The 17,088-nt window shown below is 34.2% G+C and carries 12 protein-coding genes; 2 read left to right on the top strand and 10 right to left on the bottom strand.

The annotated features are described in order from the left end of the window. Positions 1–9: 9 nt before the first annotated feature. The gene (locus ACNQGX_RS08300) at positions 10–828 is read right to left on the bottom strand and encodes a MotA/TolQ/ExbB proton channel family protein (protein WP_417975441.1); all 819 of its coding nucleotides are present in this window, start codon (positions 826–828) and stop codon (positions 10–12) included. Between the two features lie 374 nt (positions 829–1,202). On the opposite strand from ACNQGX_RS08300, the gene ACNQGX_RS08295 reads away from it, so the two are divergent. After that, positions 1,203–2,723 (top strand): helicase HerA-like domain-containing protein, encoded by a 1,521-nt coding sequence (locus ACNQGX_RS08295; protein WP_417975440.1) that lies wholly within the window; start codon positions 1,203–1,205, stop codon positions 2,721–2,723. 314 nt (positions 2,724–3,037) lie between these two features. On the opposite strand, the gene ACNQGX_RS08290 is transcribed toward ACNQGX_RS08295, so the two are convergent. The 4 genes from ACNQGX_RS08290 to kynU all read right to left on the bottom strand — a co-directional run bounded on the left by ACNQGX_RS08290 (position 3,038) and on the right by kynU (position 8,885). Next, positions 3,038–4,381, bottom strand: coding sequence for an FAD-dependent oxidoreductase (locus ACNQGX_RS08290; protein WP_417975439.1), 1,344 nt, complete (start codon positions 4,379–4,381; stop codon positions 3,038–3,040). Positions 4,382–4,443: 62 nt separating this feature from the next. Continuing rightward, entirely contained in the window at positions 4,444–6,834 is a 2,391-nt protein-coding gene (locus ACNQGX_RS08285; protein WP_417975438.1) for a penicillin acylase family protein, read from the bottom strand. A gap of 227 nt (positions 6,835–7,061) precedes the next feature. After that, complete coding sequence (locus ACNQGX_RS08280) at positions 7,062–7,496, bottom strand: glycine zipper family protein (RefSeq protein WP_417975437.1); 435 nt, start codon at positions 7,494–7,496, stop codon at positions 7,062–7,064. Positions 7,497–7,598: 102 nt separating this feature from the next. Beyond that, positions 7,599–8,885, bottom strand: a complete 1,287-nt coding sequence (gene kynU, locus ACNQGX_RS08275) for a kynureninase (RefSeq protein ID WP_417975436.1) — start codon at positions 8,883–8,885, stop codon at positions 7,599–7,601. Positions 8,886–9,067: 182 nt separating this feature from the next. On the opposite strand from kynU, the gene ACNQGX_RS08270 reads away from it, so the two are divergent. Next, the gene (locus ACNQGX_RS08270; RefSeq protein ID WP_417975435.1) at positions 9,068–9,802 is read left to right on the top strand and encodes an SIMPL domain-containing protein; all 735 of its coding nucleotides are present in this window, start codon (positions 9,068–9,070) and stop codon (positions 9,800–9,802) included. Positions 9,803–9,978: 176 nt separating this feature from the next. On the opposite strand, the gene queA is transcribed toward ACNQGX_RS08270, so the two are convergent. From queA to ACNQGX_RS08245, 5 genes are all read right to left on the bottom strand, one after another. Beyond that, complete coding sequence (queA, locus tag ACNQGX_RS08265) at positions 9,979–11,028, bottom strand: tRNA preQ1(34) S-adenosylmethionine ribosyltransferase-isomerase QueA (protein WP_417975434.1); 1,050 nt, start codon at positions 11,026–11,028, stop codon at positions 9,979–9,981. Between the two features lie 164 nt (positions 11,029–11,192). Further along, entirely contained in the window at positions 11,193–12,419 is a 1,227-nt protein-coding gene (aroA, locus tag ACNQGX_RS08260; protein WP_417975433.1) for a 3-phosphoshikimate 1-carboxyvinyltransferase, read from the bottom strand. A 79-nt stretch (positions 12,420–12,498) separates the two neighbouring features. After that, complete coding sequence (locus ACNQGX_RS08255; RefSeq protein ID WP_314897461.1) at positions 12,499–12,825, bottom strand: nucleotide pyrophosphohydrolase; 327 nt, start codon at positions 12,823–12,825, stop codon at positions 12,499–12,501. Between the two features lie 224 nt (positions 12,826–13,049). After that, positions 13,050–15,062: a transglutaminase family protein gene (locus ACNQGX_RS08250; protein WP_417975432.1), complete on the bottom strand. Its 2,013-nt coding sequence runs from the start codon at positions 15,060–15,062 to the stop codon at positions 13,050–13,052. Between the two features lies 1 nt (position 15,063). Beyond that, positions 15,064–16,977, bottom strand: a complete 1,914-nt coding sequence (locus tag ACNQGX_RS08245; RefSeq protein ID WP_417975431.1) for a DUF3857 domain-containing protein — start codon at positions 16,975–16,977, stop codon at positions 15,064–15,066. Between the last annotated feature and the right edge of the window lie 111 nt (positions 16,978–17,088).

The following is a 17,088-nucleotide window of genomic DNA, read 5'->3' as shown; positions in this document are numbered from 1 at the left end:
AATTATTAATTATTTTTTTGTACTTCTGTAATGTCTGTACGTATTTACAATTGTATTACCAGCCTCATCAATAGAGTAAGTCAAAGTATCAATTTTAGAAGTAAAAAAGTTGTAAGCAATAATTGCTAAAGCAGAAGTAGCAATACCTGTAGCCGTATTAATCAATGCTTCAGAAATACCATTTGCAAGTGCAGATGAATCTGGAGTACCAGCAGCAGACAATGCACTAAATGCTTTAATCATACCAGTTACCGTTCCTAACAAACCTGCAAGTGTACCTAATGATACCATTGTAGAAAGAATAGTCATGTGTTTCTCTAACATTGGCATTTCTAATGAAGTAACCTCTTCTATTTCTTTGTGAATAGTTTCAGCAGCAGCTTCGCTATCTAAACCTTCTTTTTTAACTTCTTGGTATTTCAATAAAGCTGATTTTATTGGATTTGCAACAGATCCTTTTTGTTTGTCACATGCAGCAATCGCTCCTTCAATATCACCTTCTTTAATATCTTTTTGTACACTTGTCATGAATTTATCAAGATTTCCTGTACCAGCTGCTTTTGAGATCACAGCATAACGTTCAAATGAGAACACAACCACCATCAAAAGACATCCTAACAAAATTGGTACAATAGGTCCTCCTTTATATACCATTGCTAACATATTTCCTGGTAATGGGTGACCTGTATTAACACCGCCTTCAAAATTTGCGCCATTACCCATTATAAATTGCCATATTAACCATCCTACAAAAACACATGCTACAATAATGATTCCTGAAATCATTCCTCCTCCTTTTGAATCGTTTTGTTTTTTAACGTTTGCCATTTTTTTTAATTTTAATAGTTTTAAATAATTTATCTTTAGTTATAATAAACTTGTAGAGGAGCAAATTTATATTTTTAGTTTAAATAAAAAAACTTTTTTTAATTTTATTATAATTAAATTTATTTAAAAAATACATTTACAATTCACAACGTTGCATTTATATCAAAATACTCAAACAAATCTACTCTTTTATAAAAAATAACGTGTTTTTTTATGAATTATTAACATAATATTTCAACAACCTCTTCTTATTAATCAAAACTAATATTTTGTGTTATTAACAATAAAAAAGCAGGAAAACTGCAGTATACACTAAAATTTCAGGTTTTATAAAAAATATAATACCTTGCAAATGATTTAAATCTAAACCTATTATGAGCAGAAAAGAAGATTTTATACAGCAAATTACAGACGGATATAACTCTAAAGGAGAAAGAATTACTCTTGGCGGAGCGATATTAGATGGCGAAGCTTTGCCCAACGCACCTGTAAAAATACCCCTAAAAACCTTAAACCGTCATGGATTAATTGCCGGAGCTACCGGAACCGGGAAAACCAAAACTATCCAAATACTCTCTGAACAATTATCATCCTTTGGGATTCCTGTATTGATGATGGATATAAAAGGTGATTTTAGTGGCATAGCCAAAGAAGGCGAAGAGAAACCATTTATTACTGAACGTCATGCTAAAATAAATATACCTTATAGTACGTCTAGTTTTCCAGTTGAATTATTGACTTTGTCTGAACAAAATGGAGTTCGTCTTCGCGCTACTATCTCTGAGTTTGGACCGGTTTTATTTTCTAGAATCCTTAACTTAAATGATACTCAAGCTGGTGTCGTTTCTGTTATCTTTAAATATTGCGATGATAATAAAATGCCTTTATTAGATTTAAAAGACATCAAAAAAATAATCAACTATATCACCGAAGAAGGAAAAGACGAAATTGAGGAACATTATGGCAAGATTTCTACTTCAACAACAGGCACAATTCTTAGAAAAATAATAGAATTAGAACAACAAGGAGCCGATCTGTTTTTTGGCGAAATGTCTTTTGACGTGGAGGATTTAATGCGCATTGATGAAAATGGTAAAGGATATATCAATATCTTACGATTGACTGACATTCAAGACAAACCAAAATTATTTTCGACATTTATGTTGAGTTTATTAGCCGAAATCTACCAGCAAATGCCTGAAAAAGGAGATTCGGATCAACCAGAATTAGTTATTTTTATCGATGAAGCTCATTTAATTTTCAATGAAGCCAGCCAAGCATTATTAGAACAAATAGAAACGATTGTAAAACTGATTCGTTCCAAAGGAATCGGGATTTACTTCGTCACTCAAAACCCAATGGACATCCCAAGTGGTGTTTTGGCGCAATTGGGTTTAAAGATCCAACATGCTTTAAGGGCTTTTACAGCAAATGATCGAAAAGCCATCAAACAAACTGCCGACAACTACCCTACTTCTGACTATTACAAAACAGATGAAGTTTTGACAAGTCTTGGAATTGGAGAGGCATTAGTCACTGCATTGAACGAAAAAGGAATTCCAACACCACTTGCAGCAACGATGATGCGTGCACCTATGAGCAGAATGGATATTTTAACCGAAAGTGAGATTCAGGAAATTAATAACAAATCTAAGCTGGTAAAAAAATACAGCGAACTTATTGATCGCGAAAGTGCTTACGAAATGCTGAATAAAAAAATTGCCGTTATCGAACAGGAAACAGCAGAACAAGAACAGGAAAAAACATCTGAAAAAGAAGAAAGTAAAGGCCCGAGTACAGCGAGTGTAGTAGGGAAATCAGTTTTAAAAGTATTAACAAGTGCTACTTTTATAAGAGGTGCTTTTGGTGTTTTATCGAAAATATTCAAAAAGTAAAAGTCAAACCATATAAGTGATATAAGCAGGCCAAACGCATTAAAATTAAACCACATAGAAACATAGAATTTAATTTAATTTTTGATTTAAATCTGTTCCGAACAGTCGAAATTTAGGTGACATAGAAAAAAAGCCAATGCTTTTTTTTCTATTGTGAACTCTTATCATCGTCAAAATTTATTTTTACAGGAATAAACACTATGTTTCTCCTATGTGGTTCAATTTTTAATGCGTTTGATCTGGTGATATAAGTTCAATTAAGCTAAATGCATAACTTTTTACATGAACTTATATCACTTATATGGTTTAAAAAATTATTCTTGCTCCAACAACTCTAAAATTTTCTTTTCTACCACTTCGCTATCCCAAATATTCTCGATGTTTTCCATTTTCAAAACTTCTTCCATAATAGCATTTTGATAATCCCCAATAGCCAAAGCTTCGGCATAAGGACGATCACTAAAGGTTACTCTGCTATAAAGCGGAATCCATTTTTCCGGATATTTATCTGAGAATGATTTTTCGATTTTCTTTTGCAATAGAAATTTTTCATCAGCCGTTTTAGAACTCATTTCCATAAAATTACGATAGGAAAGTTCCGCAATAGCATCTGCATTTGGTTTACGGGATTTTTGATATTCGGAGAAAATCGTTTTCCAATCATCTCCATACTTTTCAATCATTTCATAAAGAATCGAAATGTCCTCAAAACCTGCATTCATTCCTTGTCCGTAAAAAGGAACAATTGCATGACAAGCATCGCCAATTAAAGCAATTTTATCTTCGTAAGTCCACGGAAAACATTTCATAGTCACTAAAGTACTTGTTGGATTTTTGAAAAAATCCTCAGTCAATTTTGGAATAACATCAATAGTATCCGGTAAGTTTTTCTCAAAAAAAGCTTCCACTTCTTTTTGGTCTTTTAATGAAGCGAAAGAATTTTCTCCTTCAAAAGGCATAAACAGAGTACACGTAAAACTACCATCTAAATTGGGTAACGCAATCAACATATATTCCCCACGGGGCCAAATATGAAAAGAATTCTTGTCTAATTTATGAGTTGCATCCGCGTTTGCAGGAATGTTTAATTCCTTATATCCAATAGGTAAAAATTCTTGTGAATAATCAAACATGCTTTGACGCTGCATGCGATGACGAATTCTGGAAAAAGCACCATCGGCACCAAAAACCATATCATACTTTTTTTCTTCCCAAGCACCTCTTTCGGTTTCACCGATGTGCAAAGTAGCATCATCTAAAGTTACATCCCAAATTTTATGTTCGAAAAAGAATTCAGCTCCTGCAGCTTCCGCCAAATCGATCATTTTTCTATTCAAAGTCCCTCTGGAAATCGAGTAAATAGATTCGCCTTCTTGTCCGTAATTTTGAAAATTAAGTTTATCTACAAGATGAATGGCACGTTTGTCCATTGGAATTGCAATGGCTCGCACGGCATCGCCTACTCCCACACCGTCAAGTGCTTTCCAGCCTCGGTTAGACATGGCTAAATTAATAGAACGACCTGAAAACTGAATTTGTCTAATATCTGGGCTTCTATCGAAAACATGAACCGTATGACCCGCTTTGCGAAGGTAAATAGCTAATAAAGATCCAACTAATCCAGAACCTACAACCGCTATTTTTTTGGAAATTTGCATTAATTTTTTATAAAAAGTTAGGCAAAATTACTGATTTTATTAGACTAAGAACTTTAAAACTATTAATTTTTATGTGGAATAAAAACCAATTTTGTTGAAGTTCTAACAATCTCTTCCTTGTTTAGCTTCATTCTTCTAAATTTTCCAGCATTATATAGCTCCGCTTGATCACTGTAATGCGCACTTAACGGATTCCCTGATTGCCCCGTTGGAAGGATACTCCAGCTGTTTTCTATATCCGAAAAATCAATAATCCTTCTCGTTGACGGACCTCCTTTTACAACATAATTTCCATCATCAGTAAAATCAAAAAACAGGTTATTAATAACTTCAGTGGAACCCGAAACTTCAAAAGGACCTACATTGAAAATTCTTCTTAAAGCTGCCACTTTTCCCAATGGATGTTGGTGTTCTACCGTATGAACCTTATTCCAAGTCCATTCAGCAACCGAAGTTCCCAATTGTTTTTCTAAAGCTACAATCGACTCTTTAAACGATTGTGATATAATTTGACTTCGGGTTTCTTTTTCATTTTTAGTACTTATATTATCCCACCAAAGCGATTCTTTATTCCCGATTTGTTTTGCAATAATTTGCTTCATAATATGTGTCTCCAAAAATTGCTTGAAATTAGCTGCACCAAGTTCGTCCTCGAAAGTATTTTTCAAATAATTAAAAACCCATTTATTGTAAATTGTTGGCGCGACATCAGTAAGATTATTGGAACCTTTCCAACTTTTCAGAACAACCAAAGCTTCTTTTTCATTTTCAGAAAGTGATTTCTGGTCCACATCCAAGATTAAATGCCGAACCACTTCTGGAGCAACTAATGACGTATTATCGAAAATCATTCTTCCCACAGCCGCTTTATCCCAATCCGATTTTGGATTTAATAACTGCGTGATTCGTTTTGCTCGATCTTCAGGAAGGTAATAGCCTGGATATAAAAATCCGTCTATAGGTTCCGGCTGGTTATTTGCAGAATAGACATAATCCCATTTTGGATTTACCGCCGATGGGTTTTTGGAGAAATCCAGATATTCTTTAATATCATCTTTACCACTGGCGCCATCCAAAATAAAATTAGGATTTACTCCCGCATTATGCTTGTATAATTTTCCAGTTGCCCACCAAGCCACATTTCCTTTGGCATCGCCATACATTATATTTAAACCGGGCGCCGCTATCAAACTGACTCCTTTTTGGAAATCGGCTTTACTTTTAGCATGCGAAATTTTATAAACAGCATCCAGAATTTGTATGGGTTGTTGCGTATAAATCCAAGACATCGCAACGGGTTTATCTTGCTGCAAACCATCAATCAAGTCATTCACGATTGGTCCGTGGCGCGTGATTTTTACATTCAAAACCACATCAGTAGAATCTTTTACTTTTATAATTTTTTTTCGAATTTCATACGCACTGAAACCGTTTGGTGTCTTGTAAGCATTGGCATCATTTGGACTATTCTCCTCTTGGTACAAATCAAGATCATCATTCTCAAACATCGTTAAACCATACGCATACTCGCGATTATGTCCTAACAAAGGATACGGAGTTCCAGCCAAATAACAGCCGTATAATTCAAAATCTGGCGTTACTACATGCGCTTCATACCAAGTTCCCGGTTGAGAAAACCCAATGTGTGGATCATTAGCAAAAATAACTTTCCCATTTTTAGTTTTCTTTGGCGCAATAACCCAACTGTTACTTCCTATAAACGGAGAAATTGGAGATTGTTCCAATAGCGAAGCTACTGACTTTGAAATAGCGATATATTCTTGTGATGTCTCTTTAGCATTTTTAATTCGGGTGGTATTAAACGAACCATCGATTCCAAAATCCTTAAGATATTCCATTCCGTATTTATTTCGAATATCAGTCAATAACGGGTCTGTTTGTTGAGCCATCGCAAAATTAAAAGACATGTAACCAAAAATATTATAAACGTCTTTAATCGTAAATTTCTCTTTCTTAACTCCTATTAAACTAAACTCTATTGGCGTTGTTCCTTCTTCCAAATATTGATTAATTCCATCTAAATAAGCCATAGTCAATTGATAACTTGGGCTGTTTTTATCCAAAGCTGCAATCGCTTTTGCGGATGCTTCTTCGATTCCAAGTCCTGCAAAGAATTTATCATTTTTGAGTGCCACTGAACCAAAAATCTCCGATAATCGTCCCGGTGCAATACGACGCATCAGCTCCATTTGCCATAATCGATCTTGTGCATGAACATACCCCAAAGCCATCATCGCATCCTTTGAATTGGTCGCATAAATATGTGGAATCCCAAACTCATCAAAATAAACTGTCGTTTCTTTTTGAATGTTTTTCAGTTGCAATTCACCTTCATATTTTGGTTTTAGATAAAACCCATAAATAATTAAAGCTACTGCTAAAACTGCTACTGTTGAAAGTAAAACGAGAAGAACTATTTTAAGTTTTTTCATACGAAGATAATATTTGTTTTTTTAGCGGAATATGGTATCGCCATTCTTCATTCCTGTTTGTGATTTGGAATCATGGCGATTTCATATTTGAATAAATTGATAAACAAATATATAGGATTTGAAAGTTATTTAAAACAATTTATTTTCATTGTTTTTTTGGTACTAAACAAAAAGAGTGTTTAAATTCTATACGAACTTAAACACTCTCAATTATAATAAGAATAAATTTATTCCTTTTTACTTCCGTCTATAATAGCACCAGTTCCCGCACCTACACCTGCACCTGCGATACCGCCAATTATAGCTCCTTGAACCTTTTTCTTACTTATGATTGCTCCCGTTGCAGCACCAACTCCTGCACCAATTACAGCGCCTTTAGCAGTTCCGCTCCAACCTTTCTTTTTTGCCGTAGTGGTAGTTGTTGTAGCAGCTTGTTGATTGACAACAACAACTTCTTTTTGAATTTCTATTTTGGCTTCTTCAATTTTGGCTTCTTCAATTTTAGCCATTTCAACCTGCATCGAATCAATAACTCTTTGTTTCTCCATTTCAACTTTCATGGAATCAACAGTAGCCTGTTTTGCCTTTTGAATTTCCATTTTCCCTTGATTTTGACAAGAAACAACAACTGCGGCTATAAGTATAAAATATAATGCTTTCATAATTTTAAATTTTTATAATTTTTAATTATACAAAGAAACACCTAAAGTGCGCAATAAACTTTATAGAATTTAAACTATTTCTTATATAATTCTGCGTCTGACTTATTTTAGAATTCCAGATTTCAATATTTGTCCAAAGTGATACATATCTTCAAAAGAACAATACAATGGAACTGGCGCTAATCGAATAACATTAGGTTCGCGCCAATCCGTTATCACACCATTTTTCATAAGATAATCAAACAAACTGCGTCCTTCCCCATGAAGCAACACTGATAATTGCGACGCTCTTTCCGATGGATTTGACGGCGTTATAATTTCGAAAGTACTATCGACTTCTTTGTCTATTTCGTGCAGAATGAACTCTAAATACGAAGTGATTTTATCTCTTTTTTGAATTAAAGCGTCCATTCCTATTTCATCAAACATTTCTACTGAAGCCAAATAAGGTGCCAGAGAAAGTACTGGTAAATTACTGATTTGCCAACCATCAGCACCATGAACAGGATCAAAAGTTGGTTCCATCTTGAAACGACGTTCTTTATTGTGTCCCCACCATCCTGCAAATCTTGGTAAATCGTTATTGTTATGATGTTTTTCGTGAACAAAACATCCTGAAGCATTTCCAGGTCCAGAATTCATGTATTTATAACTACACCAAGCTGCAAAATCCACATTCCAATCGTGCAATTCCAGTTTTATATTTCCTGCAGCGTGGGCTAAATCCCAACCTACTTTTGCACCCGCTTTATGACCTGCTTCAGTTATCGTTTTAATGTCAAAAACTTGCCCTGTGTAATAGTTCACACCGCCAATTAAAACCAAAGCCAACTCATCACCTACTTCTTCAATTTTAGCCAAAACATCTTCTAAGCGAATGTTGTGTTCGCCTTCGCGACGTTTAATTTCAACAATAGCATCTTCTGGTTTTATCCCGATGTTTCGGGAATGAAAATGAACCTGACTTTGAAACATATACTGGTCCGAAGGAAATGCTTTTTCCTCACAAATGATTTTATATCTGGTTTTTGTAGGTCGGTAAAAGGAAACCATCAACAAATGAAGATTGACCGTTAACGTATTCATCACGGTAACTTCACTTGGCAAAGCACCCACAATCTTACTCAACGGATTTGCAAATCGTTCGTGGTAATCCCACCATGGTTTTTCACTGTAAAAATGACCTTCAACAGCCAAATTCGCCCAGTCATTCATCACCTCATCTACATACGCTTTAGTACGTTTGGGCTGTAATCCCAATGAGTTTCCTGTGAAATAAATCACCTTTTTCCCATTTACCTGCGGAAAAATAAATTCATCTTGGTATTTATGTAATTGATCTTGTGAATCAAGTTGTTTTGCAAATTCAAGGGTATTTTCGAATGTCATGGTTTGTATTTTGTTTTGTAAAAGTAGTAAAAAAAGACAGATAGATAAAAGACTTTTAGTCGATTGACGACAGATAAAACAGTTAAAATTCCGAACGAGAAAAAATAGTTTCCGAATACTATACGGAATTAAAAAACAACTCGTTATTTAACTATATTTGATTGAATTTAAAATTCTTAGCTATGCTTAAAAACAGTTTAAACGTTATTATTATTGCTATCGCCGTGGTAATTTCCTCCTATTTATTTTCGAATGCTTTTCAGAATCGAAATAAAAGTAATGACACCATAAGCGTAACCGGCTCCGGAAAGAAGGATTTCGTGTCGGATTTAATTGTCTGGCGTGGTTCTTTTTCTAAAAAAAGCATGACTTTGAAAGATGCCTACGCAGCATTAGATTCCGACAGAGAGAAAATAAAAAGCTATTTATCAGGCAAAGGAATTGCTCCGAATGAAATGGTATTCTCAGCGGTGAATTTTAATAAAGATTTTGAAACCACCTATAACGAAAACGGAACGACAAGACAGCAAATTTTCACTGGATTTACCTTAACCCAAAGCGTGAGCATCCAATCTAAGGAAGTAAATAAAATTGAAGAATTATCTAGACAATCAAGTGAATTGATCAACTCAGGTGTGGAATTTTATTCTACTCCTCCTGAATATTATTACACAAAACTCGCCGAGTTAAAAATAAAAATGATTGCCGAAGCTACAAAAGACGCGAGTATCAGAGCAAAAAGCATCGCTGAAAATGCAGATGCCAGTTTAGGGAATCTAAAAAAATCAGATATGGGTGTTTTTCAAATTACGGGTCAAAACTCATCGGAAGATTTTTCTTATGGCGGTTCATTCAATACGCAATCCAAAAACAAAACGGCTAATATTACGGTACGACTGGTGTATCAAGTGAATTAGGAATACAAATCATGATGATCCCTAAATTGTTTTGTGTGAGGGATGGAAGCAGCATCCTTTATTTTCTTTCTTTAAGAAAATAAAGATACAGCGTACAGCCCGACCTTGGGGCACACCAAAAAAAATCTCGTCATTACTGACGAGATTTTGTTATTTAGAATCTGATGTAATTCAGATTAGATGATTAACATCGCGTCACCGTAAGAATAGAATTTATATCCTTCTTTGATTGCTTCCGCATACGCTCTTTTCATTAAATCATGTCCGCAAAATGCTGAAACCATCATTAATAAAGTTGATTTTGGCGTGTGAAAATTGGTAATCATACACGTTGGAATCGTAAACTCATGTGGAGGAAAAACGAATTTATTTGTCCATCCATCAAAAGGATTCAAGGTGTTTTGTGACGATACTGAACTTTCAACGGCACGCATAGAAGTAGTTCCTACGGTACAAATACGTTTCTTTTTAGCTTTGGCTTCATTCACAATATCACACGCTTCTTGAGTAATTTTTAATTCCTCAGAATCCATTTTATGTTTTGACAAATCCTCAACCTCAACTGGATTGAAAGTTCCTAAACCTACGTGAAGTGTTACTTCGGCAAATTTAATTCCTTTAATTTCCAGTTTTTTCAATAAATGTTTCGAGAAGTGCAATCCTGCAGTTGGCGCCGCAACAGCTCCTTCTTCTTTAGCATAAATAGTTTGGTAACGTTCCGCATCTTCCGGAGTTACGTCTCTTGAAATGTATTTTGGGATTGGAGTTTCTCCAAGTTCTGTTAATTTATTTCTGAATTCTTCATAAGAACCGTCGTAAAGGAAACGCAATGTTCTTCCACGAGAAGTCGTATTGTCGATAACCTCAGCAACTAATGAGTCGTCATCTCCAAAATATAATTTGTTACCAATTCTGATTTTACGCGCCGGATCAACTAAAACATCCCAAAGTCTTTGCTCAGAGTTTAATTCTCTAAGTAAAAAAACTTCGATTCTTGCTCCTGTTTTTTCCTTGTTTCCATACAAACGTGCTGGAAAAACTTTGGTATTATTCAGAATTAAAACATCTCCGTCATCAAAATAATCGATAACATCTTTGAACATTTTATGTTCTATAGTTTGCTTCTTACGATCAATAACCATTAGACGTGCTTCGTCTCTGTTTTCAGCTGGATATTCGGCAAGAAGTTCTTTTGGTAAATCGAATTGAAAATGTGATAATTTCATTTGATAAAGTTATGAGTTATGAATTATAAGTTATGAGTTAAGCCTCAATAAATTATAATCGTTTGCAAATATACGATTGTGAGATAGGCGTTGTCAAGTGTTTTGCTGTTTATTTTCAAAAGTCCGTTGCCACAAAGGCGCAAGGGCACTAAGCAAAATTTCATTTACAAAATTTCAGACACATTATATCCTAATTTCTTCATGTCTTCCCAAAAATCAGGATATGATTTTGAAACTACTTCGGCATTTTCGATGATTATCGGCACTTTTAAAGCTAATGGGGCAAATGCCATCGCCATTCTGTGATCGTTATAGGTAGCGATTTTAATATTAGGATTGATGTTCGATGAAGCCACAAGCGTCAAGCTATCATTCGTAACTGCTATATTTGCTCCTAGTTTTGTTAGCTCAATTCGTAATGCTTCCAGCCTATCGGTTTCTTTAATTTTCAAGGTATGCAGCCCTGTAAGATGGCAACCAATTCCTAATCCAAGGCAAGTAACTACAATCGTTTGGGCGATATCTGGCGTATTATTTAATTCTAAGTTTAAAGTTTCAGGTTTGAAATTAGACTGTTTAACCAAAGTCATTCTGTTTCCTTCAAAATGCGTATCGACACCCATTTGTTTGTAGATTTCAACCAAAGCCGAATCACCCTGCAAACTGGTTTCTTTATAACTGGTCAATGAAATGGAAGCATTTTCAGCCAAAGCAGCCAAACTAAAAAAGTACGAAGCAGAACTCCAATCGGATTCTACGGTCATTACTTTCGATTCCACTTCTTGTTTTGGATAAACGGTAATTACATTTCCTTCGAAACTGGTTTTAATATCCAAATCATTCAACAAAGCCAAGGTCATTTTGATATAAGGAACCGAAGTGATTTCACCTGTTAAAGTGATTTCAATACCGTTTTCCAGTTTTGGCGCCACTAATAACAATGCCGATATGTATTGACTGCTCACATTTGCAGAAATAGTAACCTTAGAAGCTGTGATTTTTTGTCCTTTGATTCGAATAGGCGGATACCCTGCTTCTTTCTCATAGGAGATTTTCGCACCCAATTGCTCTAACGCTTCCACCAAAACTTTTATCGGACGTTCGGTCATTCGCTGAGAGCCAGTCAACACTACTTCGCGACCTTCGTTTACAGCAAAATAAGCCGTTAGAAATCGCATCGCCGTTCCAGCATGATGAATATCTACTATTTCCTCATTTCCTTTCAATGCTTTTTGCATGACTTCACTATCATCTGAGTTGGATGTATTGGCCAAAGTAATAGTAGGAAACAACGCTTGCAACAATAATAGTCGGTTGGTTTCGCTTTTTGAACCGGTAACTGCAATTTGAGCTTGTAAATTGGAATGGGAAGTTTGTAACAGTAAATTCATTTTTGGTAATTGTTTGGTATGTTTTGGCAAATTTATTTTAAAAAAAGCATGTACCAAAGCTTTACCTCGACATATAACATTATTTTAGTTTATCGTTGTTTTTGTGGCGGTCTTTGTCGCGAATGGATTTCAAATCCATCTTTTTATCAAATGCAGCCTGCAAATCGATTCCGGTTTGATTTGCCAAACACAATACCACAAAAACCACATCGGCTAATTCTTCGCCAAGGTCTTTATTTTTATCGCTTTCTTTTTCGGATTGTTCTCCGTAACGGCGGGCAATGATTCGGGCCACTTCGCCTACTTCTTCAGTAAGTTGTGCCATATTTGTGAGTTCATTAAAATAACGAACACCGTGTTCTTTAATCCAAGTATCTACGTCTAGTTGGGAGTTTTTTAGGTTCATTGTTTTTTTTTAAAATTATTTCACAGACAAGCACAAAGGTAACACAAAGATTCAAAAAGTTTTTTTATCCTTCAAAAATTAAGCGCTATCAAAGCTACAAGACAAGGACTAATTAAACTTGTCATTCATACCCAAAAGTTTCAATCCACAAAGGTCATAATCTTTTTTCCCTAGATCTAATTTTCTCTCCGACAAAGCATCCTTTATCGGTCCTAGTTTATAGGCTACACTTTTTTAAGAACTATTTTTTCGTTTTGCTTATCAATCATTTGTTGAAAAAAATCTTTTAATACATCATAAAAATCTGCTGGTACGATAGCTGTATTTATATTTTCGGTAATAGAAATCTGAATTTTATTTCCTTCGTTGGCAATAATATATTTAAAAGCGCCGACATTCTCTCCTGTTGCAATATTCATCACTTTAGGCAAGGATTCTACAACATAACCTTCTGGAATTTCTATGTTAATATTATATTTATTTTCTGTTGGATAACCGAAATCGACAGGGTATTCCCTTATTTCTTGCTTAAACGGATTTTCTTTTGAAGCTAAAAAAATCAATGGTGAAATGTAAATTTTATCATTGATCACCTCCACTGTTTTGGAATCTTTAAACGAATAGTTTTCTACAATTGGCTTAGACAATTCCAGTTCATTTTCTCTAACATAATCACTTATCTCTATGTTATTGTTTTTATTTTCTAATGCTTCTAAATAATTATCCTTACTTGTCACTAAATGCTTTTGTCTAAAATACAAAGCCTCATGATTTGTAAACTGAGTTCTGATTTTTCCATCAATGGAACCATTATTCCCCAATACAAGATTCATATTTGTAGATTCTTTTGAAAAGGCTTTAGGCATTAAATCAACTTCCATTGACGTGCCATCTTTCCTGATTAATCTTCCATACCAATTCAGATCTCTTAACGGTAACACATTGGGAATCGAATACTTTTCCGTCGCATCCAGTAATATCATTCCATCATTTATTTCTACTGCCCCTATTACATAATTGAAAGCGGTTCTGTTTGGAAATAATGCAATTCCATTCGATCTGGTGCTAACCAAAACCGGGTTAGCATTAATTCCCGCAAAACGCAACATGGCAGTGAGCATCAGGTTGATTTCAGCCACATTTCCCGTTTTGTCTTTATAGGCTTTCTTTACGCCATCGTTACAAGAATAGCCAGTATAATCATTCCATTTTACTTTAGTTTTAACAAAATTAAAAATAGCGGCTATTTTTTCTTCTTGGGAAGTCAAACCTTTTATTAATGTAATAACATCTTCTTCGAAATATCCTGTTTTATCGAGTTCCGTTCCAAAATCTTCATTTTCATAAATTTTTTTCACAACCGTCTCCCAATCTGTAGAATACATTTCCGGAAGAGAGTTCGGAAATTTGGTCATGGCCAATTCATGCGAAACACTTGCCGTATAATTCTCAATATTATTCACAAAAGACTCTTCTTTCATCGCAGGCAAATTTTTGGCTAAATAAGTCGTCTTTGTTTCCTGATAATCTATTTTATCTTGAGAAAAGGTAGTTTTAGAAGTATAAAACCCTGACCTTTCTTTACTGCTTATTATTATGGATTTTTGACTTTTATCCACTGTAACCTTGGGAAATATGTAGCCTTTTGGATTCGGATTATAGACAAAATATTCCGGAATATAAGTTGTGAATTCCGAATAGTTTACTGGAATGCTGGTTTGAAAAAACCATTCTTTCAGTTCGCTTATGCGTAGCGTTCTAATGGTATATTCATACTCTATAATTGAGCCTTCTTTTACATTAGGCATCGCTATCTTTTTCCTACCCCAATATTTATTAATTTTTTCGTCAAATTCCCCATCGCTTTTTAGCTTGGTTTTTTCTATTTTACCTCCAACTAAATTATAAGTTATGGCGTCCGAAAAAAAGATTCCTTCTTTTGAATTACCTCCTATATAATACTGTACTGCTTGATTTGCCCAATCATACCCTTCCTTTTTATAAATTTTGACACGAGTTTTCACTACCGTAACCATCTCAAAACCTTTGTCTTGAGAATATTCAAATCTAACCTCTCCTTTTTTAAACAAAATGGTCGCAACTGCTGTAGAATCTTTAGGGTGTGTCTTTTCTTCCAATTCTGCCACGGAGACTTTTCCTAATTTAAATTCTTGTGCATTTGTTTTTAAAACAAACACCATCAGAAACAATGCAATGATAAGTTTATTGAATTTCATTTTATAATTGTTTTTTAGTTAGTATAATTTTGGCATTGTCATTTTTGGATATTTGCTCCATAAAAAGGCGGTATTCATCGTATTCTTGGTTTGAATAAAGTCCTTTTTTAATAAATATAGAACGCTTATAAACCATGTTGCTATTGTCATTTTTCATAATCTCGGTTTTATATTCTCCGAATTTACTTTTCAATTCAAAATTGCTCGGCAAAAAGTCAATAGTAAACCCCGTAGGTAGGGCTATTGCTATCTCATCCGTATCAGCATAGCCTCTTTGAATTTCGAATGGATTTTTACGATTTCGGATTCTTTTGATAATACCCGTATATTGATTATAAACATTAACAGTAAAAATCAAATTGCTTCCGGTAATTTTACCATAATTCCCGGCAGAAATCTCTACGTTTTCAGTGAAACTTATTTTTTTCTTATCATTATTGAAACTTGTTTTGTTTATTTTCAAATTGTTGATATTATCCCAATATTCTTTATAATGTTTTTCCTTTTCTGTTGGCTGAAGTTTTTCAATAGGAGCTTTTTGGCTGTACTGGGTTCCTTCCGATACAATGGATATTCTTCCGGAAAGTTCTCCCGTTTGGGATATGATATATTCCCCTTTACTTATTTGTGTATTGCCTTTGTCTTCATAATTTTTTGCTCTGACAATTTCTCCGCCTTCGGGTTTCATGATCAGAACATTTCTATCATCCGTAAATGTGCCTTGATACCCAAACGGATCCTCTTGACTGGTACATTCCAACCAGATATAATTATTTCCCGTTGGGATAGCTAAAATGACATGATTACTCTGCATGGAAACAAAATCAGCAATAACATCTTTTTTATTTCTATCACCATACAATCTTGTATAATAAGATGGAACATCTACTGATTGTAAAAGTGCTCTAGTATAATTAGTCAGAGCCTTACAGTCTCCATATCCTAAACGATCTACATCACTAGCCAGCATAGGTTTCCAGCCTCCAATTCCTTCTTGAATACTAACATACCTTACTTTTTCTTGAACATACTTGTAAATTATTCTAGCTTTTTTTATAGGATCTTTTTCGTCTCCCACTAATTGTTTTGTTTTTACTTTAGTTTCTTCAGTTAAATCCATTGTTCCAGATAATATTTTATCCGAAAACCACAAGCCCATTTCCTTCCAGGTTTTAGCATTCCCATCTACCCCTTCCAAATGAAACAACTCTAATCCCATCATCACATTTGGAAAAATAGAGCTAAAACTAGGGCTGTAATCTTCTTGTTTTTGTGCCAGAATATTAGTAGCATTATATGAAAGTTGCGTTGTAGTATCAATAGTTTTATCAATTTTGGAATTAGAAAAATTGAATTCCATTTTCTTGAAACCTAAATTATCAGGATATTTTACATTCAAAATACTTTTTTCGACACTTACAAAATAATCACTTGAAGGATACCATTTCGGAATAAAAGCCGTAGTAGAAGTTTCTATCTCGCTATCAAAAACTATTGTAAAGGGATATTGGACAGGAGTATAATCTAAATAAAGATAACGGTTATCCGAAAAAAGGGTACCGCCATCAACTGCACTTTGGTCTTTAAAATCTTTACGCTTAATTTTTTTGATTTCTTTTCCTAAAATATCATAAACAATTGCTTCGATATTTCTAATATTGGTCCTTTTATCATAACTTTCAATAGCGTCAATTGCACTAAGACCTTTTTCATTTAGAACCGTTACCACTCTTTTAGTGATGATATTCATGCTTCTTTGTGAAGCAATAACTATGTCTATTTGATTCAGACGAACAACAGCATTAGCATTTTCTTTTAAGCTATCGGAAATATTCAAAGAGTTATATTCTATCTTTTGAGCAAAAATAAAAGAAGTAAAAAACAAAAATAGGAAAGAGATATTTTTAAAAATCATAAAATTCTTTTTGTCAAAAATATAAGAATTTTTCGATTAAAGAAAACTTAATCTCGATTTTTACTATCAATGATTATGGTTACAGAACCGTCATTTAACAAAAGTACTTTC

Origin of the sequence: Flavobacterium glycogeni (assembly GCF_048286775.1) — a bacterium.
In the GTDB taxonomy this organism is placed as follows: domain Bacteria; phylum Bacteroidota; class Bacteroidia; order Flavobacteriales; family Flavobacteriaceae; genus Flavobacterium.
Note: the sequence above shows the minus strand (reverse complement) of the source record. Positions and strands in the feature narration are given on the sequence as shown.